The organism is Streptomyces tateyamensis, assembly GCF_003205575.1.
GTDB classification, from domain to species: Bacteria; Actinomycetota; Actinomycetes; order Streptomycetales; family Streptomycetaceae; genus Kitasatospora; species Kitasatospora tateyamensis.
The window spans coordinates 145,375-160,014 of record NZ_PYBW01000022.1; the positions used below are offsets into that span (position 1 = coordinate 145,375).

Here is a 14,640-nt window from a genome sequence, read left to right on the forward strand (position 1 = left end):
TCTTCCGGCACGGAGCACAGGAGGTGCGGCATGTCCACGCTGCTGGCCGACGGCAACCCCGACCTCGACCTGCTCTACACCGTCAACGGCTGGGCCCGGGCGGCCCCGCCCTGGCTGGACTCGGCCGTCTCCTGGATCGGCGAGTACGGCATCCTGCTGGGCCTGCTGACGCTCTGTGCGCTCGGCTGGCTGCGGGCCCGCAAGCAGCCGGCCGCCCCCGTGGCGGTGGCCGGGGTGCTCTGGGTGCCGCTCTCGGTCGCGCTGGCGGAGCTGGCCAACCTGCCGATCGCCGCCATCGTGGACCGCCCGCGCCCGTTCGTCGGCCACGCCGGGCTGGACGTCCTGGTGGCCGGCAAGGCCGGCACCCACTCCTTCGTCAGCGACCACGCCACGATGGCGATGGCCTTCGCGGTCGCGCTGTTCCTGGTGGACCGCCGGCTCGGGGCGCTGGCCGGGTCGCTGGCCCTGCTGCAGGGCTTCTGCCGGGTCTTCATGGGCGTGCACTACCCGACCGACGTGCTGGGCGGCTACGCGCTGGCCGCCGCCGTGGTGCTGCTGCTGGCCCCCATCGCGATGGTGGTGCTGGTCCCGCTCTGCCACGCGCTGACCCGCTCGCCGCTGGCCCCGCTGGTCACCGCATCCCCCGGACCCCGCCCCGGCGGCCGCCGCCGGCGCACCGGCGTGGACCCCGCCCCGCAGCCCCGGCACCCGCTGGACGACTCCGACCTGGCGGCGTAGCGCGCGTGCCGAACAGTGCTAGGCCCGCTCCGCCGCCGCCCGGTGCTCGGCGGCGTCGCGGCGGGCCTTGTCCCGGGACCGGCGGGCCGGTGCGGCCCAGCCGCAGGTGCAGGCGGCGGAGGCGAACGAACCGCGCTCGGTGACCGCGACCTGGTGCCCCGCGGCGCCCTCCGGCTCGGGCACGGCGGGGTGGGCTCGGGAGGGTCGTACCAACACGAAAGCAACGGTAACTCACCGGCGCACAACGCCCGCCATGCGCCGAGAAGGCGTAACCAACACTTCCACTCCTCGTTGTCGCAAGTACCGGCCTACGTCCACCAAGGGGCGCCGGCGGTTCGAGGGGGTTGGGATCACCATGAGGACTTCGCGCCGGGCCCGGCTGCTCGCGTCGACCGTCGGCCCGCTGCTCGCGGCCGTGCTCACCGGCTGCGGCGGCGCCTCGGCCGGCTCCTCCGACTCCGGTGCCGCGGGCTCCGAGGCGCACCCGCAGGTGGCCGACAAGCTGGCCGACGACCCGCTCACCGCCGTCCGCAACGCCGCCGACATCACCGGCCACACCGGTTCGGCCCAGGCCGCCACCCGGCTGACCACCGAATCGGGCGACAAGAAGGCGGACTTCACCGGCAGCGGCCCGTACGACTACGCCAAGCGGATCGGCCGGCTGGAGGTGCAGGTGCCCCCCGGCGCGGCCACCACCGGCAAGGTGGTGGAGGTGGTCGAGCCCGGCCTGGTCTTCCTGCAGAACAGCGGCGCCAAGGTGCCGGCCGGCAAGTGGGTCAAGCTCGACGTGCGGCAACTGGCCGACGGCAACCTGATCAGTAACGGCGCCACCGACCCGGCCACCGCCGCGGGCGCGCTGCGCGGTGCCCAGCAGGCCTCGCTGCTCGGCACCGAGGCGGTGGACGGGGTCCAGCTCAAGCACTACCAGGGCACCCTGGACCTGGCCAAGGCGGCCGACGCCACCGGCGGCCCGGCCGCCAACGGCCTGCGCACCGCGGCCGCGACCTTCACCGTCAAGGCCGTCCCGTTCGAGGCCTGGCTGGACGGGCAGGGCCGGCTGCACAAGCTGACCGAGACCTTCGCCTTCGCCGGGGTGCCCGGTTCCAAGGACCCGAAGGACCAGGTGAAGGTGGTCTCCTCACTGACGCTGAGTGAGTTCGGCACCGCCGTGCAGGTGGCCGAGCCGCCGGCGGCCGACGTGGTGGACATGCAGGACGGCAGTTCGCCGAAGTGAGCAACCCCGACGACTCGTCATGTCCCTGACGGAGAGTCACCCGTCTGTGCGGCAGAGATGACCCGTCCGTGCCATGGGGAGCGGGCCCGACACTCTCTAGGCTGGGATGCGGGGGGCTGAGGACCCCGGGGTGCGGGCGCTGAAGGGGTGGTGCAGGTGTCGTCCTCCGCGGATCGGACAGTGGACCACACGACCGGCTCCGCCCTCGGCCACGACCGCACCGCGCTGGACGAGATCGAGCTCACCGGCGAGCTGATGATCGCCGCCACCGACTCGCCCGCCGAGCGGCTGCCCACCGACCGGATCGACGAGGTGCTGCTGCACCGTCCCCGCCCGGCGGCGGACCGGCCGGTCAGCTCCGCAGCAGCCGACTGATCGCGGCCATCGCCTCGGCCACCTTCGCGTCCATCGCCTCGCCGCCCTCGTTCACCGCGTCCGCGACGCAGTGCTTGATGTGCTCCTCCAACAGCGAGAGCGCGAAGGACTGGAGCGCCTTGGTGGTGGCCGAGACCTGGGTCAGGATGTCGATGCAGTAGACGTCCTCCTCGACCATCCGCTGCAGGCCGCGGGCCTGACCCTCGATCCGGCGCAGCCGCTTGAGGTGGTCGGCCTTGTGCGGGCTGTACCCGTGCGGCCCGTGGTGCGCCGCCGCGCCGTCCGCGCCGGTACCCGTGCCTTTGCCCGTGCCGCCGGTGCTCTCGGTGGTCTCGGTGGTCATCGGCCTGCCCCGCTCTCCTCGTCGCCCCGGTCGCCACGCTGTCGGGTCAGGGCGCCGGTCCCCCCAGTGTCCCGCACCGGGGACCCCCGGGGGGGGTTCCCCCGTCCGGGCGCTGATCGGGATCACCGACCGCCGGAGGGGGGCGTTCGAGCCGATCGTCCGTCAGACTTGTGGCTCTACGCCCGTCACATCGACGTCCGGGGGCCCAATGTGTTCCGGTCAAGCTGCGTCCGGAAGGGGAGCATCCGATTCCCTCTGTGCCGAAGACGTGCTACCCCGTTGAACAATCGCGGCGCAGAACACCTAGCATCGTTCAGTCCGTCCCCCGCTCATCGGAGATCTCCGTGCGTTTTAGCCTGACCCCGAAGGAGACGAGCTTCTACGACATGTTCGCCGCGGCCGGGGAGAACCTGGTCGTCGGGTCGAAGCTCCTGCTGGAACTGCTCGGCTCGGACGTGTCAGGCCGTGCCGAGATCGTCGAGCGCATGCGCGCCGCCGAGCACGCCGGCGACGACACCACCCACGCCATCTTCCACCAGCTCAACTCCTCCTTCATCACCCCGTTCGACCGCGAGGACATCTACACCCTGGCCTCCTCGCTGGACGACATCATGGACTTCATGGAGGAGGCGGTCGACCTGGTCGTGCTCTACGACATCCAGTCGCTGCCCCCCGGCATCGGGCAGCAGATCGAGGTGCTGGCCCGGGCCGCCGAGCTGACCGCCGAGGCGATGTCCAACCTGCGCAGCATGGCCCACCTCAACGAGTACTGGATCGAGGTCAACCGCCTGGAGAACCAGGCCGACCAGATCCACCGCAAGCTGCTCGCCCACCTGTTCAGCGGCCAGTACGAGACCCTCGAGGTGCTCAAGCTCAAGCAGGTGGTGGACGTGCTGGAGGAGGCCGCGGACGCTTTCGAGCACGTGGCGAACACGGTGGAGACCATCGCCGTCAAGGAGTCCTGACCAGCGTGGACATGGCAGCACTCATCGTCGTCATCGGCGTGGCCTTCGGCTTCACTTACACGAACGGCTTCCACGACTCGGCGAACGCGATCGCCACCTCGGTCTCCACCCGGGCGCTGACCCCGCGGGCCGCGCTGGCGATGGCCGCGGTGATGAACCTGGCCGGCGCCTTCCTGGGCAGCGGGGTGGCGCAGACCGTCTCCAAGGGGCTGATCGAGACCCCGCACGGCAGCCAGGGGATGACGATCCTGTTCGGCGGGCTGGTCGGCGCGATCACCTGGAACCTCACCACCTGGTACTTCGGCCTGCCCTCCTCCTCCTCGCACGCGCTCTTCGGCGGGCTGGTCGGCGCGGCGCTGGCGGGTGGCACCGGGGTGATCTGGCACGGCGTGGTGGACAAGATCATCATTCCGATGGTGCTCTCCCCCATCGTCGGCCTGATCGCCGGCTACCTGGTGATGCTGGCCATCCTGTGGCTGTTCCGGCGGGCCAACCCGCACAAGGCCAAGCGCAACTTCCGGGTCGCGCAGACCGCCTCGGCGGCCGCGATGGCGCTGGCACACGGCCTGCAGGACGCCCAGAAGACCATGGGCGTGGTGGTGATGGCGCTGGTCATCTCGGGCCACCAGACCGGCAACGGAATCCCGATCTGGGTCAAGCTCTCCTGCGCCACGATGCTCTCGCTGGGCACCTACGCGGGCGGCTGGCGGATCATGCGGACCCTGGGCCGCAAGATCATCGAGTTGGACCCGCCGCAGGGCTTCGCGGCCGAGTCCACCGCGGCGACGATCATGTACATCACGTCGTACGTCTACAAGGCGCCGATCTCCACCACCCACGTGATCACCTCGGCCATCATGGGCGTGGGCGCCACCAAGCGGCTGCGCGCGGTCCGCTGGGGCGTGGCCAAGAACATCGTGCTCGGCTGGTTCATCACCATGCCGGCGGCCGGCCTGGTGGCCGCCGCGGTCTACTGGATCACCCACCTGATCGTGGCCTGAGCCGCCGTCACGGGCCCCGGAGATGCGGGAAGGGCCCGCCCTCGCGTCCCGAGGGCGGGCCCTTCCCATACCCCGCGGCGGCACCGCCATGCAGCACCGAAGGGCAGCCTGAGGTGCGGCGGGGATCAGCCGAAGCGACCGGAGATGTAGTCCTCGGTCGCCTGCACCGACGGGTTGGAGAAGATCCGCTGGGTGTCGTCCAGCTCGATCAGCTTGCCCGGCTGGCCCACGCCCGCCAGGTTGAAGAAGGCGGTGCGGTCGCTGACCCGGGCCGCCTGCTGCATGTTGTGGGTCACGATGACGATGGTGAACCGCTCCTTGAGCTCGCCGATCAGGTCCTCGATCGCCAGCGTGGAGATCGGGTCCAGGGCCGAGCAGGGCTCGTCCATCAGCAGGACCTGCGGCTCGACCGCGATCGCGCGGGCGATGCACAGGCGCTGCTGCTGGCCGCCGGAGAGGCCGGCGCCGGGCTTGTTCAGCCGGTCCTTGACCTCGTTCCACAGGTTGGCGCCCTTCAGCGAGGACTCCACCACGCCGTCCAGCACCGACTTCTTCTTGACGCCCGCCAGCTTCAGACCGGCCACCACGTTCTCGTAGATGGACATGGTCGGGAACGGGTTGGGGCGCTGGAAGACCATCCCGACGGTGCGGCGCACCGCGACCGGGTCCACCGTCGAGCCGTACAGGTTCTCGTCGTCGAGCAGCACCTTGCCCTCGACCCGGGCGCCGGGGATCACCTCGTGCATCCGGTTCAGGGTCCGCAGGAAGGTCGACTTGCCGCAGCCGGACGGGCCGATGAAGGCGGTCACCGAGCGGGGCTCGATGGTCATCGAGATGTCCTCGATGGCCTTGGTGCCACCGTAGTAGGCCGACAGTCCGCTGACGTCGATGCGCTTAGCCATGATCTTTCTTCTTCTCTCGTCTGTTCGTACGTCAGTCGGACGCTCAGTGTCCGGTCTTGGGCGAGCGCCAGCGGGCGATCCCGCGGGCGATCAGGTTGAGACCCATCACCACGGCGATCAGCACCAGCGCGGCACCCCAGGCACGGGCGTAGCTGTACTGGTTGTTGTAGCCGTACTGCTGCCAGATGTAGACCGGGAGATTCATCTGCGGCCCGTTGAACGGGTCGGTGTTGATCGAGTCGGAGACGAACACCAGCATCAGCACCGGCGCGGTCTCACCGGTGATCCGGGCGACCGCCAGCATCACACCAGTGGTGATGCCGCCGATCGCGGTGGGGATCACGACCCGCAGAATGGTCTTCCACTTCGGCACGCCGAGCGCGAACGCGGCCTCGCGCAGCTCGTTCGGGACGAGCTTGAGCATCTCCTCGGTGGAGCGCACCACGACCGGCATCATCAGGATGGCCAGCGCGAGGCTGCCCGAGAAGCCGGAGTAGTCGAAGCCGAGGGCCAGGTTCCAGACGGAGAGGATGAACAGACCGGCGACGATCGACGGGATACCCGTCATGACGTCGACGAAGAAGGTGACCGCCGCGGCAAGTCGGCCGCGGCCGTACTCCACCAGGTAGACGGCGGTCAGCAGGCCGATCGGCGCGGCGATCAGGGTGGCCAGGCCGACCTGCTGCAGGGTGCCGAGCAGCGCGTGGTAGATGCCGCCGCCGGGACCGGAGGAGAGGACCCCGCGCATCGAGTGGTTGAGGAAGTTGCCGTCCACCACGCTGCTGCCCTGCTGGAACGTGTAGACCAGCAGCGCGACCAGCGGCACCACGGCCAGCACGAAGGCGGTCCACACCAGCGAGGTGAAGAACCGGTCCTTGGCCTGACGGTGGCCCTCGACCTTGGCGGCCACGCCGTAGCTGATCGAGACGAACAGGAGTGCGGCGATCACGCCCCACTGGAGGTGGCTGGCGAGCCCGGCGCCGGCACCGATCGCGCAGGCGAGCGCGATGGACAGGACGGCGATCCCGGCCGGCGCCCAGCGGGGCAGTCGGGCCGCGGTCAGCGGGCGGCGCAGCTGCGGAGCCGGCGAGCGGTCCGCGGTAGAGGTCGCGGTGGTCACGAGTTCGCCCCCGAGTACTCCTTGCGGCGGGCCACGATCATCCGGGCCGCACCGTTCACCAGCAGCGTGATCACGAACAGCACCAGGCCGGAGGCCATCAGCGCGTCCTTGCCGACCGAGCCGGCCTCACCGAACTTCAGCGCGATGTTCTGGGCGAAGGTGCCGCCGCCCGCGTCCAGCAGGTGCAGCGAGAGCACGTTGCTGGCGGAGAGCACGGTGGCGACCGCGATGGTCTCGCCCAGCGCCCGGCCCAGGCCGAGCATCGAGGCCGAGATGATGCCCGGGCGGCCGAACGGCAGCACCGCGGTGCGGATCATCTCCCAGCGGGTCGCGCCGAGCGCGAGCGCCGCCTCCTCGTGCATCCGCGGCACCTGGCGGAACACCTCGCGGCTGACCGCGGTGATGATCGGCAGCACCATGATGGCCAGCAGGATGCCGACCGTGAACAGGCTGCGCGCCGGGGCGCCCGGGTGGCTGAGCTTGAAGATGTAGGTCCAGCCCAGGTAGTGGTCGAGCCAGCTGTTCAGCCCGCCCAGGTGCGGCACCAGGAAGAGCGCGCCCCACAGGCCGTAGATGATGCTGGGCACGGCCGCCAGCAGGTCCACCAGGTAGGCGAACGGCTGGGCGATCCGGCGCGGCGCGTAGTGCGAGATGAACAGCGCGATTCCGATCGCGACCGGCACCGCGATGACCATCGCGATGGCCGCGGAGACCAGGGTCCCGAAGACCAGGACGGCGATCCCGAAGCTGGGCTTCTGGATGTTGTCCGGGTCCCACTCGAAGGTGGTCAGGAAGCTGGTGGTGTCCTTGTTGATCGCGATGCTGCTGCGGTAGATCAGGAAGCCCGCGATGGCGGCCATGATGACCAGCAGCAGGATGCCGGATCCGGCCGAGGCCCCGCGGAAAATGCTGTCACCCCGACGGCTGTTCCCCTGCAGGGAGCTGCGGCGCCTGGGCGAGGTCTCGGTGGACGCTTCGGTGGTTTCCCTGGGAACGCCAGGGGGCGAGGAAGTCATGAAGTTCTACTCCGGTCTGGCGGTGCTGCCCCTGGCAAGGGCGGCACCATGGCGGCGGTGCCCCGGACGAGTGGTGGTGGATCAGCGGATGCGGCCGGCCGGCGGTCCCGTCCCCCCGTGTGCGGGACCGCCGGCCGAAGTGTGTTGACCTCAGGTCAGGACAGGGTGCCGATCACGGTCTTCACCTTGTCGGAGACCTCCTTGGGCAGCGGAACGTAGCCCTTGTCGCCGATGGCGTGCTGGCCGGCGTCGCTGATGGTGTAGTTCAGGAACGCCTTGAGGGTGTCCAGGGTCTCGGGCTTGTTGCCCTTGTCGCAGACGATCTCGTAGGTGACCAGGACGATCGGGTAGGCACCCTCGGCCTTGGTCGCGTAGTCCAGGCTCAGCGCCAGGTCGTTCGGGTTGCTGGCACCGGCCGACTTCGCGGTGGCGATGGTGGTGGCGGCGTTCACGGCGGTCGCGTCGACCGGCTTGCTGGCACCGGTGGCGATCGAGGCGCTCTTCAGGTTGTTCTGCTGCGCGTAGGACAGCTCGGCGTAGCCGATCGAGTTCGGCACCGACTTGACCTGGGCGGAGACGCCCGCGGACTGCGCGGCCGACTGGCCGCCCTTGCCGGCCCAGGTCTTGGCGGCCGGGTAGGCCCAGGCACCGTTGGAGGCCTTGGCCAGGTACGCGGTCAGGTTCTGGGTGGTGCCCGAGTCGTCCGAGCGGTGGAAGGCCTGGATGTCGGCGGCCGGCAGGGTGACGCCCGGGTTCAGCGCGGCGATCTCCGGGGCGTTCCACTTGGTGATCTGCGAGTCGAAGATCTTCGCCAGGGTCGGCGCGTCGAGCACCAGGTGGTCGACACCCTGGACGTTGAAGATGATCGAGACGAGGCCGCCGACCATCGGCAGGTCGATGCCCTGGCCGCCACCGGTGCAGACCGCCTTCGAGGCCTCGACCTCGGTGGCCTTCAGGGCGGCGTCGGAACCGGCGAAGGTGACCTTGCCCTGGTTGAACTGCTGGACACCGGCGCCCGAGCCGCCACCGCTGTAGTTCAGGGTGCTGCTGGGGCAGGCGGCACCGAAGGCGGCCTTCCAGACATCGATGGCGGTGCCCTGGGCGGTGGAGCCGGCGGCCAGCATCGGGGCCTGCTTGTCGGCGCACTTGATCGCGGCGGCCGAGGTGCTGCTGCCGCCCGTACCACCGGTGCTGCCGGCCGAGCTGTTGTTGTTGTCCGAGCCGCAGGCCGCGAGCGACAGCGAGCTGACGAGCGCCACGGCACCGATCGCGAGGGCCTTGGAGCGGCCGTTCCGCTGGAGCTTCACAGGGTGTCCCTTTCTTTGGCACAGTCCGCCGGTAGCCCCGTCGAGTGCGCGGGCCGGGCGGACGAGCTGTGGTCCGGGGCCTCTCCGGCCCTCCGGTAGGACCGAAGTTAGGTGGGACAGGTGACGCGTCAGCCGGACGCAAGTGAACGGGGAGTGAACCTCGAACGGATGCCAGGAAACACGGGTCGGTAGTAACGGTTGCATCACGGGAGGAGTTCGGCCAAGACACGCCGCCAGGTGACGGCCGCAGGTCAGGCAGGCGAACGGCCCAGGTGCTCGAGCAGCGCGTCGATCAGCAGCCGGTCCCGGTCGTGGGTCAGCTTGGCGCGCGCCTTGGCCGGCTTGAGCCACTTCATCCGGTCCACCTCGCGGTTGGGCCGGAACTCGCCGTGCACCGGAACCGCCGCCCAGTACCGCACCTCCTTGGGCCGGCCCTGCGCCAGGTAGTACTGCGTCGGCAGCGGCGCGCCCAGCCGGCAGGCCAGCCCGGTCTCCTCCTCCACCTCGCGCAGCGCCGCCTGCCAGGGTGCCTCCCCGGCCCGCAGCTTGCCCTTGGGCAGGCTCCAGTCGTCGTACTTGGGCCGGTGGATCAAGGCGATCCGCGGCTTGCGCACGGTGCCGTCCCGGCGCGGCTCGCCCGGCACCCAGAGCACCGCGCCGGCCGCCAGCACGGTCGGCAACCCGCTTCCCCGGCCGCTCGACCGGTGCGCCGCGACCGCCGGCGTCCCGCGCGCGATCCACCTCCCCGGCCGCTTCGCCTCGCGCACCTGCTTACGGGCCGGCCGACCGGACGGCTCCGCGGCGCGGCCGACCGCGCCCGCCGCCCGAGCTTGCGCCTGCCGGTTCTCGTGCCGCTCAGCCATTCACGCCGTCCGGGGTACTGGGGACTCCTCCCAGCCGTCCAGGCCGAAGGAGATCGAGGGCCACTGGCTGCCGAAGGCGTACCGCGCCGCCTCGACCTCCAGCCGCTGATCAGCATGCACCACACCGAGTACGTAGGCCGTCGCCGGGGTGATCCGCGGGGTGCGCGCCGCGGTCGCCGCCGTCACCGCCGCGTCCGCCGCCTCCTGGTGGTGGTCCAGCACCCGGTCCAACCCGTCCAGTTCGGCGACCGCCCGGCCGCACACCTCACCCGCGTACCGGGCCCGCTTGACCAGGATCCGCACCCGGTGCCACGGCGCGTCGTCGGCCGCCAGCGCGCTGTCCGCGATGTCGCCACCGGCCGACGCCGGTGCCGCCGTGCGCGCCTGGGCCGGGACCTGCGGCGCGCCGCCGCCCAACCGGTGCAGCGCGTCCCCCTGGTAGGCGGTGGCCGCCCGGCGCAGCGGCAGCGCCGCCGCCGCCGCGGTCAGCGTCTCCAGCGCCCGGGCGGCCTGCGGCAGCAGCACCTCGCCGGCCTCGCCCGCGGCCGCGGTCAACAGCGGCGCCTCGCCGACCAGCAGGGTCATCCGGTCCGCCAGCGCGTGCAGCCGGGCCGACCGCAGCTCCTGCAGCACGGTGCTGTGCGCCCTGGTCCGGGCCAGCGTCAGCTGACGGTCCAGCAGGGCCCGGGCCTTCGGCGCCCCCTGGTGTCCGGCGAGCATCCCGGGACCGCCGAGCTCGCCGGTGGCCCCGGTGGCGCTGAGCGTGTCCAGCGCGCCCAGCAGCCGGGCCGCCCGGCGGGTGTAGGCCGGCTCCTGGGCCAGCAGGTTGAGCAGCCAGCGCAGTTCCGAGCGGAACTCCTCGGCCCAGGTTCTCTCGAACAGCTGCCCGAAGGTGTGCAGCACGCCGCCGATCCGTCGCACGGCACGCAGCAGGTCCTCGGTACCGGCGCTGCCGCCGGGCGCGTTGAGCGAGGGCAGCGCCCCCGGCCGGGCGCCGGCTTCGCCCACCGCCTGCGGCAGGGCGCGCAGGAACCCGCCCGCCTGCCCGGTCAGATACCTGGCGAGGACCTCTCCGGCGGTCGCGGTGGACGCCGAAGCCGTCATGGGCGCGTCAGTCATGTCCTGGGTTCTCCCCGTTCCCCCGTGGTCGGCCGATCCCCCCGTGGGCGGACCTCACCCGGGGCAGGTGACGGATGGTCAGAGCGTGCCGGCCGGGCTCCGGCGGCGCTGGCGCGAGCCGATGAGCAGCTCCTGGATGTCCCGCAGGCGGTGGCCCTCCGCGTCGTGGCCATGCCTGGTCCAGGCGCCGTCGGGGCCCAGGTGCCAGGACGCGGTGTCCTCCGCCATGCCGAGGTCGAGGAGCCCGGACAGCTCAGCGCGGTGCGCCGGGTCCGCCACCCGCACCAGCGCCTCGATCCGGCGGTCGAGGTTACGGTGCATCATATCCGCGCTGCCGAACCAGACTTCGGGATCACCGCCGTGCCCGAAGACGAAGATCCGGGAGTGCTCCAGGAACCGGCCGAGCACCGAGCGGACCCGGACGTTCTCGCTCAGCCCGGCCACTCCGGGACGGATCGCGCAGATCCCGCGCACCCACACGTCCACCGGCACGCCCGCCTGCGACGCCCGGTACAGCGAGTCGATCACGGCCTCGTCCACGATCGAGTTGACCTTGAGCTTCACGTAGGCCGGCAGACCGGCCTGGTGGTTGGCCACCTCGTTCTGGATCCGCGAGATCAGCCCGTCGCGCAGCCCGCGCGGCGCGGTGAGCAGCCGGCGGTAGGACTCCCGGCGCGAGTAGCCGGAGAGCCGGTTGAACAGGTCCGACAGGTCGGCGCCGACCTGCGGGTCCGCGGTCAGCAGCCCGAGGTCCTCGTACAGCCGGGCCGTCTTGGGGTGGTAGTTGCCGGTGCCCACGTGCGCGTAGCGGCGCAGCGTGTCGCCTTCCTGGCGGACCACCAGCGACAGCTTGCAGTGCGTCTTCAGCCCGACCAGTCCGTAGACCACGTGGCAGCCGGACTCCTCCAGCTTGCGGGCCCACTTGATGTTGGCCTGCTCGTCGAACCGGGCCTTGATCTCGACCAGCACCAGCACCTGCTTGCCGGACTCGGCCGCGTCGATCAGCGCGTCCACGATCGGCGAGTCACCGGAGGTGCGGTACAGCGTCTGCTTGATCGCCAGCACGTTCGGGTCGGCCGCGGCCTGCTCCAGGAAGGCCTGCACCGAGGTGGAGAAGCTGTCGTACGGGTGGTGCAGCAGCACGTCCCGCTCGCGCATCGCCGCGAAGATGTCCGGCTGCGAGGCCGACTCCACATCGGTCAGCCCGCGCGCGGTGCCCGCGACGAAACTCGGGTACTTCAGCTCCGGGCGGTCCAGGTCGGCGATGCCGAACAGCCCCGTCAGGTCCAGCGGGCCGGGCAGCGCAAACACCTCGGCCTGGCTGATGTTCAGCTCGCGCACCAGCAGGTCCAGGATGTAGGGGTCGATCGACTCCTCCACCTCCAGGCGCACCGGCGGGCCGAACCGGCGCCGCATCAGCTCCTTCTCCAGCGCCTTGAGGATGTTCTCGGTGTCGTCCTCCTCCACCTCCAGGTCCTCGTTGCGGGTGACCCGGAAGGCGTGGTGGGCGAGCACCTCCATGCCCGGGAAGAGCTCCTCGAGATGCGCGCCGATCACGTCCTCCAGCGGGACGTAGCGCTGGGTGGAGGCCTCCAGGAAACGTGCCAGCGGCTGCGGAACCTTCACCCGGGCGAAGTGCTTGTGCCCGGAGACCGGGTTGCGCACCACCACCGCCAGGTTCAGGCTCAGGCCCGATATGTACGGGAAGGGGTGCGCCGGGTCGACCGCCAGCGGGGTCAGCACCGGGAAGATCTGCTGCCGGAACAGGGTGTGCAGCCGGGCCTGCTCCTTGTCGGTCAGCTCCGCCCAGCGGACCACCTCGACGCCCTCGGCGGCCAGGTCCGGCAGCACCTCGTGCTGGAACGCCGCGGCGTGGCGGGCCATCAGCTCGCGCGAGCGGGACCAGATCTGGTCCAGCACCTCGCGCGGCTGCAGGCCCGAGGCGCTGCGCTGAGCGACCCCGGTGGCGATCCGGCGCTTCAGGCCGGCCACCCGCACCATGAAGAACTCGTCCAGGTTGCTCGCGAAGATCGCCAGGAACTTGGCCCGCTCCAGCAGCGGCACCTCGGTGTCCTCCGCCAGCTCGAGCACCCGCTCGTTGAAGGCCAGCCAGCTCCGCTCGCGGTCCAGGAAGCGGCCCTGCGGGAGCTCAGCCAGCTCGCCCTCCGGAAGCTTGTCCGGCGACAGACCGAGCGCGTTGGTCATGCTCATGGGTTCCTGCTCCTTGGCCCTGAGGTCCGCGTGCTCGCCCTCTCCCGCACCCGCCGAGCGCTGCGGGTACAGCCAGCCACCGGGTGCGGCCGTTATCCGACCGGGCCCGGCCGTGTGGCCCATGCTGCGGGAGCGAGACACTACGGTCGTCATCCTGTGATCTTTGCGGCGTCAATTGAATCCACGGTAAACACCGCATGGCCAGGAGGAAAGCTGAGGCGGTCAGCCCCCGGAAGTGCATCCGACGGTCGGTCAGTCCGTCCTGACCTGGTACATCAGGTCTACCTCATGGATGGTGAAACCCACTCGTTCATATACCCGGATGGCCGCCGGGTTGTCGGCGTCGACATACAGCAGCACCGTCTCCAGTCTGCGGTCCTCGCCCAGATGGCGCAGACCGGCCGCGGTCAGCGCCCGGCCCAGGCCGTTGCCCTGCTCGGCCGGGTCGACCCCTACCACGTAGACCTCGCCGAGCGCCGGGTCGGCACCGGTGGCCGGGTGCACCTTGGTCCAGTGGAAGCCGACCAGGCGCTCGGCGCCGGCGGGGCCCTGCGGGTCCGGGCGGGTGGCCAGGAAGAAGCCGGCCGGGTCGAACCAGGGCTCGGCCAGCCGGTCGGCCAGGTCCTGTTCGGTCCACGAGCCCTGCTCGGGGTGGTGGGCGAAGGCCAGCGCGTTCAACCGCAGCCAGGCCTGGTCGTCCCACCCCGGGCGGAAGGTCCGCAGGGCCACACCCGACGGCAGCGGCTCGGCTGCCGGCGCCGGGGCGGTGCGCCGCATCTGGCGCAGTTCGCGCACCAGCTCCGCCCCGTACTCGGCTGCCAGTCGGGCCGCGCCCGGGTGGCCACCGTGGGCCCAGAAGTCCACCGTCCGCTGCGGGCCCGCCGCTGCGAGCACCGCGTCGAGCAGCTGCCTGCCGAGCCCCTGGCGGCGCAGCTCGGGATGGACGGCGAGCTCGACGGTGGCGGTCCGCCCGTCCGGGCCGGCCTCCAGCTGGGCGTAACCGGCGGGCCGGGCGTCCAGCATCTGCACCAGGTGGCGGATCCCGGGGCGGGGGCTGTCGGCGCGCAGCCGCAGCCGGCCCGCCTCGGAGACGGCCTCGCGCCCGTCCACGGTGGCGGCGGCAGCGAGCACGGTACGGACGGCGCCGAGGTCCTCGGCAGTGAGCGAGTCGGTGGTGTGGATGGCCATGTGTGCGACCTTACGCCGTGTCAGCTCACCGGACCGGAAACGCGAAGAAGCCCCCAGCCATAAAGGCTGGGGGCTTCTTCTGAAAGATTGTTCGGCGGCGTCCTACTCTCCCACAGGGTCCCCCCTGCAGTACCATCGGCGCTGTAAGGCTTAGCTTCCGGGTTCGGAATGTAACCGGGCGTTTCCCTCACGCTATGACCACCGAAACACTATGAAACTATCGGCCGCACCCACCCCTGACATATCCCGGGATGGGGG

At 71.1% G+C, this 14,640-nt stretch carries 15 protein-coding genes and 1 rRNA gene; 5 read left to right on the forward strand and 11 right to left on the reverse strand.

All coding sequences use genetic code 11. The annotated features are described in order from the left end of the window. Nucleotides 1-30 precede the first annotated feature (30 nt). Complete coding sequence (locus tag C7C46_RS06920) at nucleotides 31-738, forward strand: phosphatase PAP2 family protein (protein ID WP_110666811.1); 708 nt, start codon at nucleotides 31-33, stop codon at nucleotides 736-738. An 18-nt stretch (nucleotides 739-756) separates the two neighbouring features. Here C7C46_RS06920 and C7C46_RS34190 read toward each other — a convergent pair whose 3' ends face one another. Then, a complete protein-coding gene (locus tag C7C46_RS34190; RefSeq protein WP_146259008.1) occupies nucleotides 757-954 on the reverse strand; it encodes a hypothetical protein in 198 nt (65 codons plus the stop codon). A gap of 139 nt (nucleotides 955-1,093) precedes the next feature. Here C7C46_RS34190 and C7C46_RS06925 point away from each other — a divergent pair, with 139 nt between their 5' ends. Then, nucleotides 1,094-1,972 (forward strand): SCO4651 family lipoprotein, encoded by an 879-nt coding sequence (locus tag C7C46_RS06925; RefSeq protein WP_110666813.1) that lies wholly within the window; start codon nucleotides 1,094-1,096, stop codon nucleotides 1,970-1,972. A gap of 180 nt (nucleotides 1,973-2,152) precedes the next feature. After that, a complete protein-coding gene (locus C7C46_RS06930; protein WP_110666815.1) occupies nucleotides 2,153-2,347 on the forward strand; it encodes a hypothetical protein in 195 nt (64 codons plus the stop codon). Here C7C46_RS06930 and C7C46_RS06935 read toward each other — a convergent pair. Continuing rightward, complete coding sequence (locus C7C46_RS06935) at nucleotides 2,325-2,690, reverse strand: metal-sensitive transcriptional regulator (RefSeq protein WP_110666817.1); 366 nt, start codon at nucleotides 2,688-2,690, stop codon at nucleotides 2,325-2,327. The genes C7C46_RS06930 and C7C46_RS06935 overlap by 23 nt on opposite strands. Before the next feature lie 344 nt (nucleotides 2,691-3,034). Between C7C46_RS06935 and C7C46_RS06940 the strand changes: the two genes are divergently transcribed. Together C7C46_RS06940 and C7C46_RS06945 are read left to right on the forward strand one after the other, a co-directional pair. Further along, complete coding sequence (locus C7C46_RS06940) at nucleotides 3,035-3,655, forward strand: DUF47 domain-containing protein (protein ID WP_110666819.1); 621 nt, start codon at nucleotides 3,035-3,037, stop codon at nucleotides 3,653-3,655. Between the two features lie 5 nt (nucleotides 3,656-3,660). After that, on the forward strand, nucleotides 3,661-4,656 hold the full coding sequence (locus C7C46_RS06945; protein WP_110666821.1) for an inorganic phosphate transporter: 996 nt from the start codon (nucleotides 3,661-3,663) through the stop codon (nucleotides 4,654-4,656). A 125-nt stretch (nucleotides 4,657-4,781) separates the two neighbouring features. Here the strand turns inward: C7C46_RS06945 and pstB are convergent, their stop codons facing one another. The 9 genes from pstB to rrf all read right to left on the reverse strand — a co-directional run bounded on the left by pstB (nucleotide 4,782) and on the right by rrf (nucleotide 14,588). Beyond that, nucleotides 4,782-5,558: a phosphate ABC transporter ATP-binding protein PstB gene (gene pstB / locus C7C46_RS06950; protein ID WP_110666823.1), complete on the reverse strand. Its 777-nt coding sequence runs from the start codon at nucleotides 5,556-5,558 to the stop codon at nucleotides 4,782-4,784. A gap of 43 nt (nucleotides 5,559-5,601) precedes the next feature. Next, complete coding sequence (gene pstA / locus C7C46_RS06955; RefSeq protein WP_110666825.1) at nucleotides 5,602-6,678, reverse strand: phosphate ABC transporter permease PstA; 1,077 nt, start codon at nucleotides 6,676-6,678, stop codon at nucleotides 5,602-5,604. Beyond that, entirely contained in the window at nucleotides 6,675-7,694 is a 1,020-nt protein-coding gene (gene pstC, locus C7C46_RS06960) for a phosphate ABC transporter permease subunit PstC (protein WP_110666827.1), read from the reverse strand. Before pstC ends, pstA begins: the two co-directional genes overlap by 4 nt. 155 nt (nucleotides 7,695-7,849) lie before the next feature. Continuing rightward, nucleotides 7,850-9,001 (reverse strand): phosphate ABC transporter substrate-binding protein PstS, encoded by a 1,152-nt coding sequence (gene pstS, locus C7C46_RS06965; RefSeq protein WP_110666829.1) that lies wholly within the window; start codon nucleotides 8,999-9,001, stop codon nucleotides 7,850-7,852. A gap of 251 nt (nucleotides 9,002-9,252) precedes the next feature. Next, nucleotides 9,253-9,681 (reverse strand): NUDIX hydrolase, encoded by a 429-nt coding sequence (locus tag C7C46_RS06970; protein WP_425470028.1) that lies wholly within the window; start codon nucleotides 9,679-9,681, stop codon nucleotides 9,253-9,255. 183 nt (nucleotides 9,682-9,864) lie between these two features. Next, nucleotides 9,865-10,983, reverse strand: coding sequence for a CHAD domain-containing protein (locus C7C46_RS06975; RefSeq protein ID WP_110666833.1), 1,119 nt, complete (start codon nucleotides 10,981-10,983; stop codon nucleotides 9,865-9,867). Nucleotides 10,984-11,061: 78 nt separating this feature from the next. Then, on the reverse strand, nucleotides 11,062-13,347 hold the full coding sequence (locus tag C7C46_RS06980) for an RNA degradosome polyphosphate kinase (RefSeq protein ID WP_425470029.1): 2,286 nt from the start codon (nucleotides 13,345-13,347) through the stop codon (nucleotides 11,062-11,064). Nucleotides 13,348-13,446: 99 nt separating this feature from the next. Then, complete coding sequence (mshD, locus tag C7C46_RS06985) at nucleotides 13,447-14,382, reverse strand: mycothiol synthase (RefSeq protein WP_110666835.1); 936 nt, start codon at nucleotides 14,380-14,382, stop codon at nucleotides 13,447-13,449. A gap of 89 nt (nucleotides 14,383-14,471) precedes the next feature. Continuing rightward, nucleotides 14,472-14,588 (reverse strand): 5S ribosomal RNA (rrf, locus tag C7C46_RS06990). Nucleotides 14,589-14,640 lie beyond the last annotated feature (52 nt).

Excerpts from the sequence above, each read along its gene's own strand:
- C7C46_RS06920 (WP_110666811.1), top strand. The coding sequence starts at position 31 with ATGTCCACGCTGCTGGCCGACGGCAACCCCGACCTCGACCTGCTCTAC.
- C7C46_RS06935 (WP_110666817.1), bottom strand. The coding sequence starts at position 2,690 with ATGACCACCGAGACCACCGAGAGCACCGGCGGCACGGGCAAAGGCACG.
- mshD (WP_110666835.1), bottom strand. The coding sequence starts at position 14,382 with ATGGCCATCCACACCACCGACTCGCTCACTGCCGAGGACCTCGGCGCC.
- pstC (WP_110666827.1), bottom strand. The coding sequence starts at position 7,694 with ATGACTTCCTCGCCCCCTGGCGTTCCCAGGGAAACCACCGAAGCGTCC.
- pstB (WP_110666823.1), bottom strand. The coding sequence starts at position 5,558 with ATGGCTAAGCGCATCGACGTCAGCGGACTGTCGGCCTACTACGGTGGC.
- C7C46_RS06925 (WP_110666813.1), top strand. The coding sequence starts at position 1,094 with ATGAGGACTTCGCGCCGGGCCCGGCTGCTCGCGTCGACCGTCGGCCCG.
- C7C46_RS06975 (WP_110666833.1), bottom strand. The coding sequence starts at position 10,983 with ATGACTGACGCGCCCATGACGGCTTCGGCGTCCACCGCGACCGCCGGA.
- C7C46_RS06980 (WP_425470029.1), bottom strand. The coding sequence starts at position 13,347 with ATGACGACCGTAGTGTCTCGCTCCCGCAGCATGGGCCACACGGCCGGG.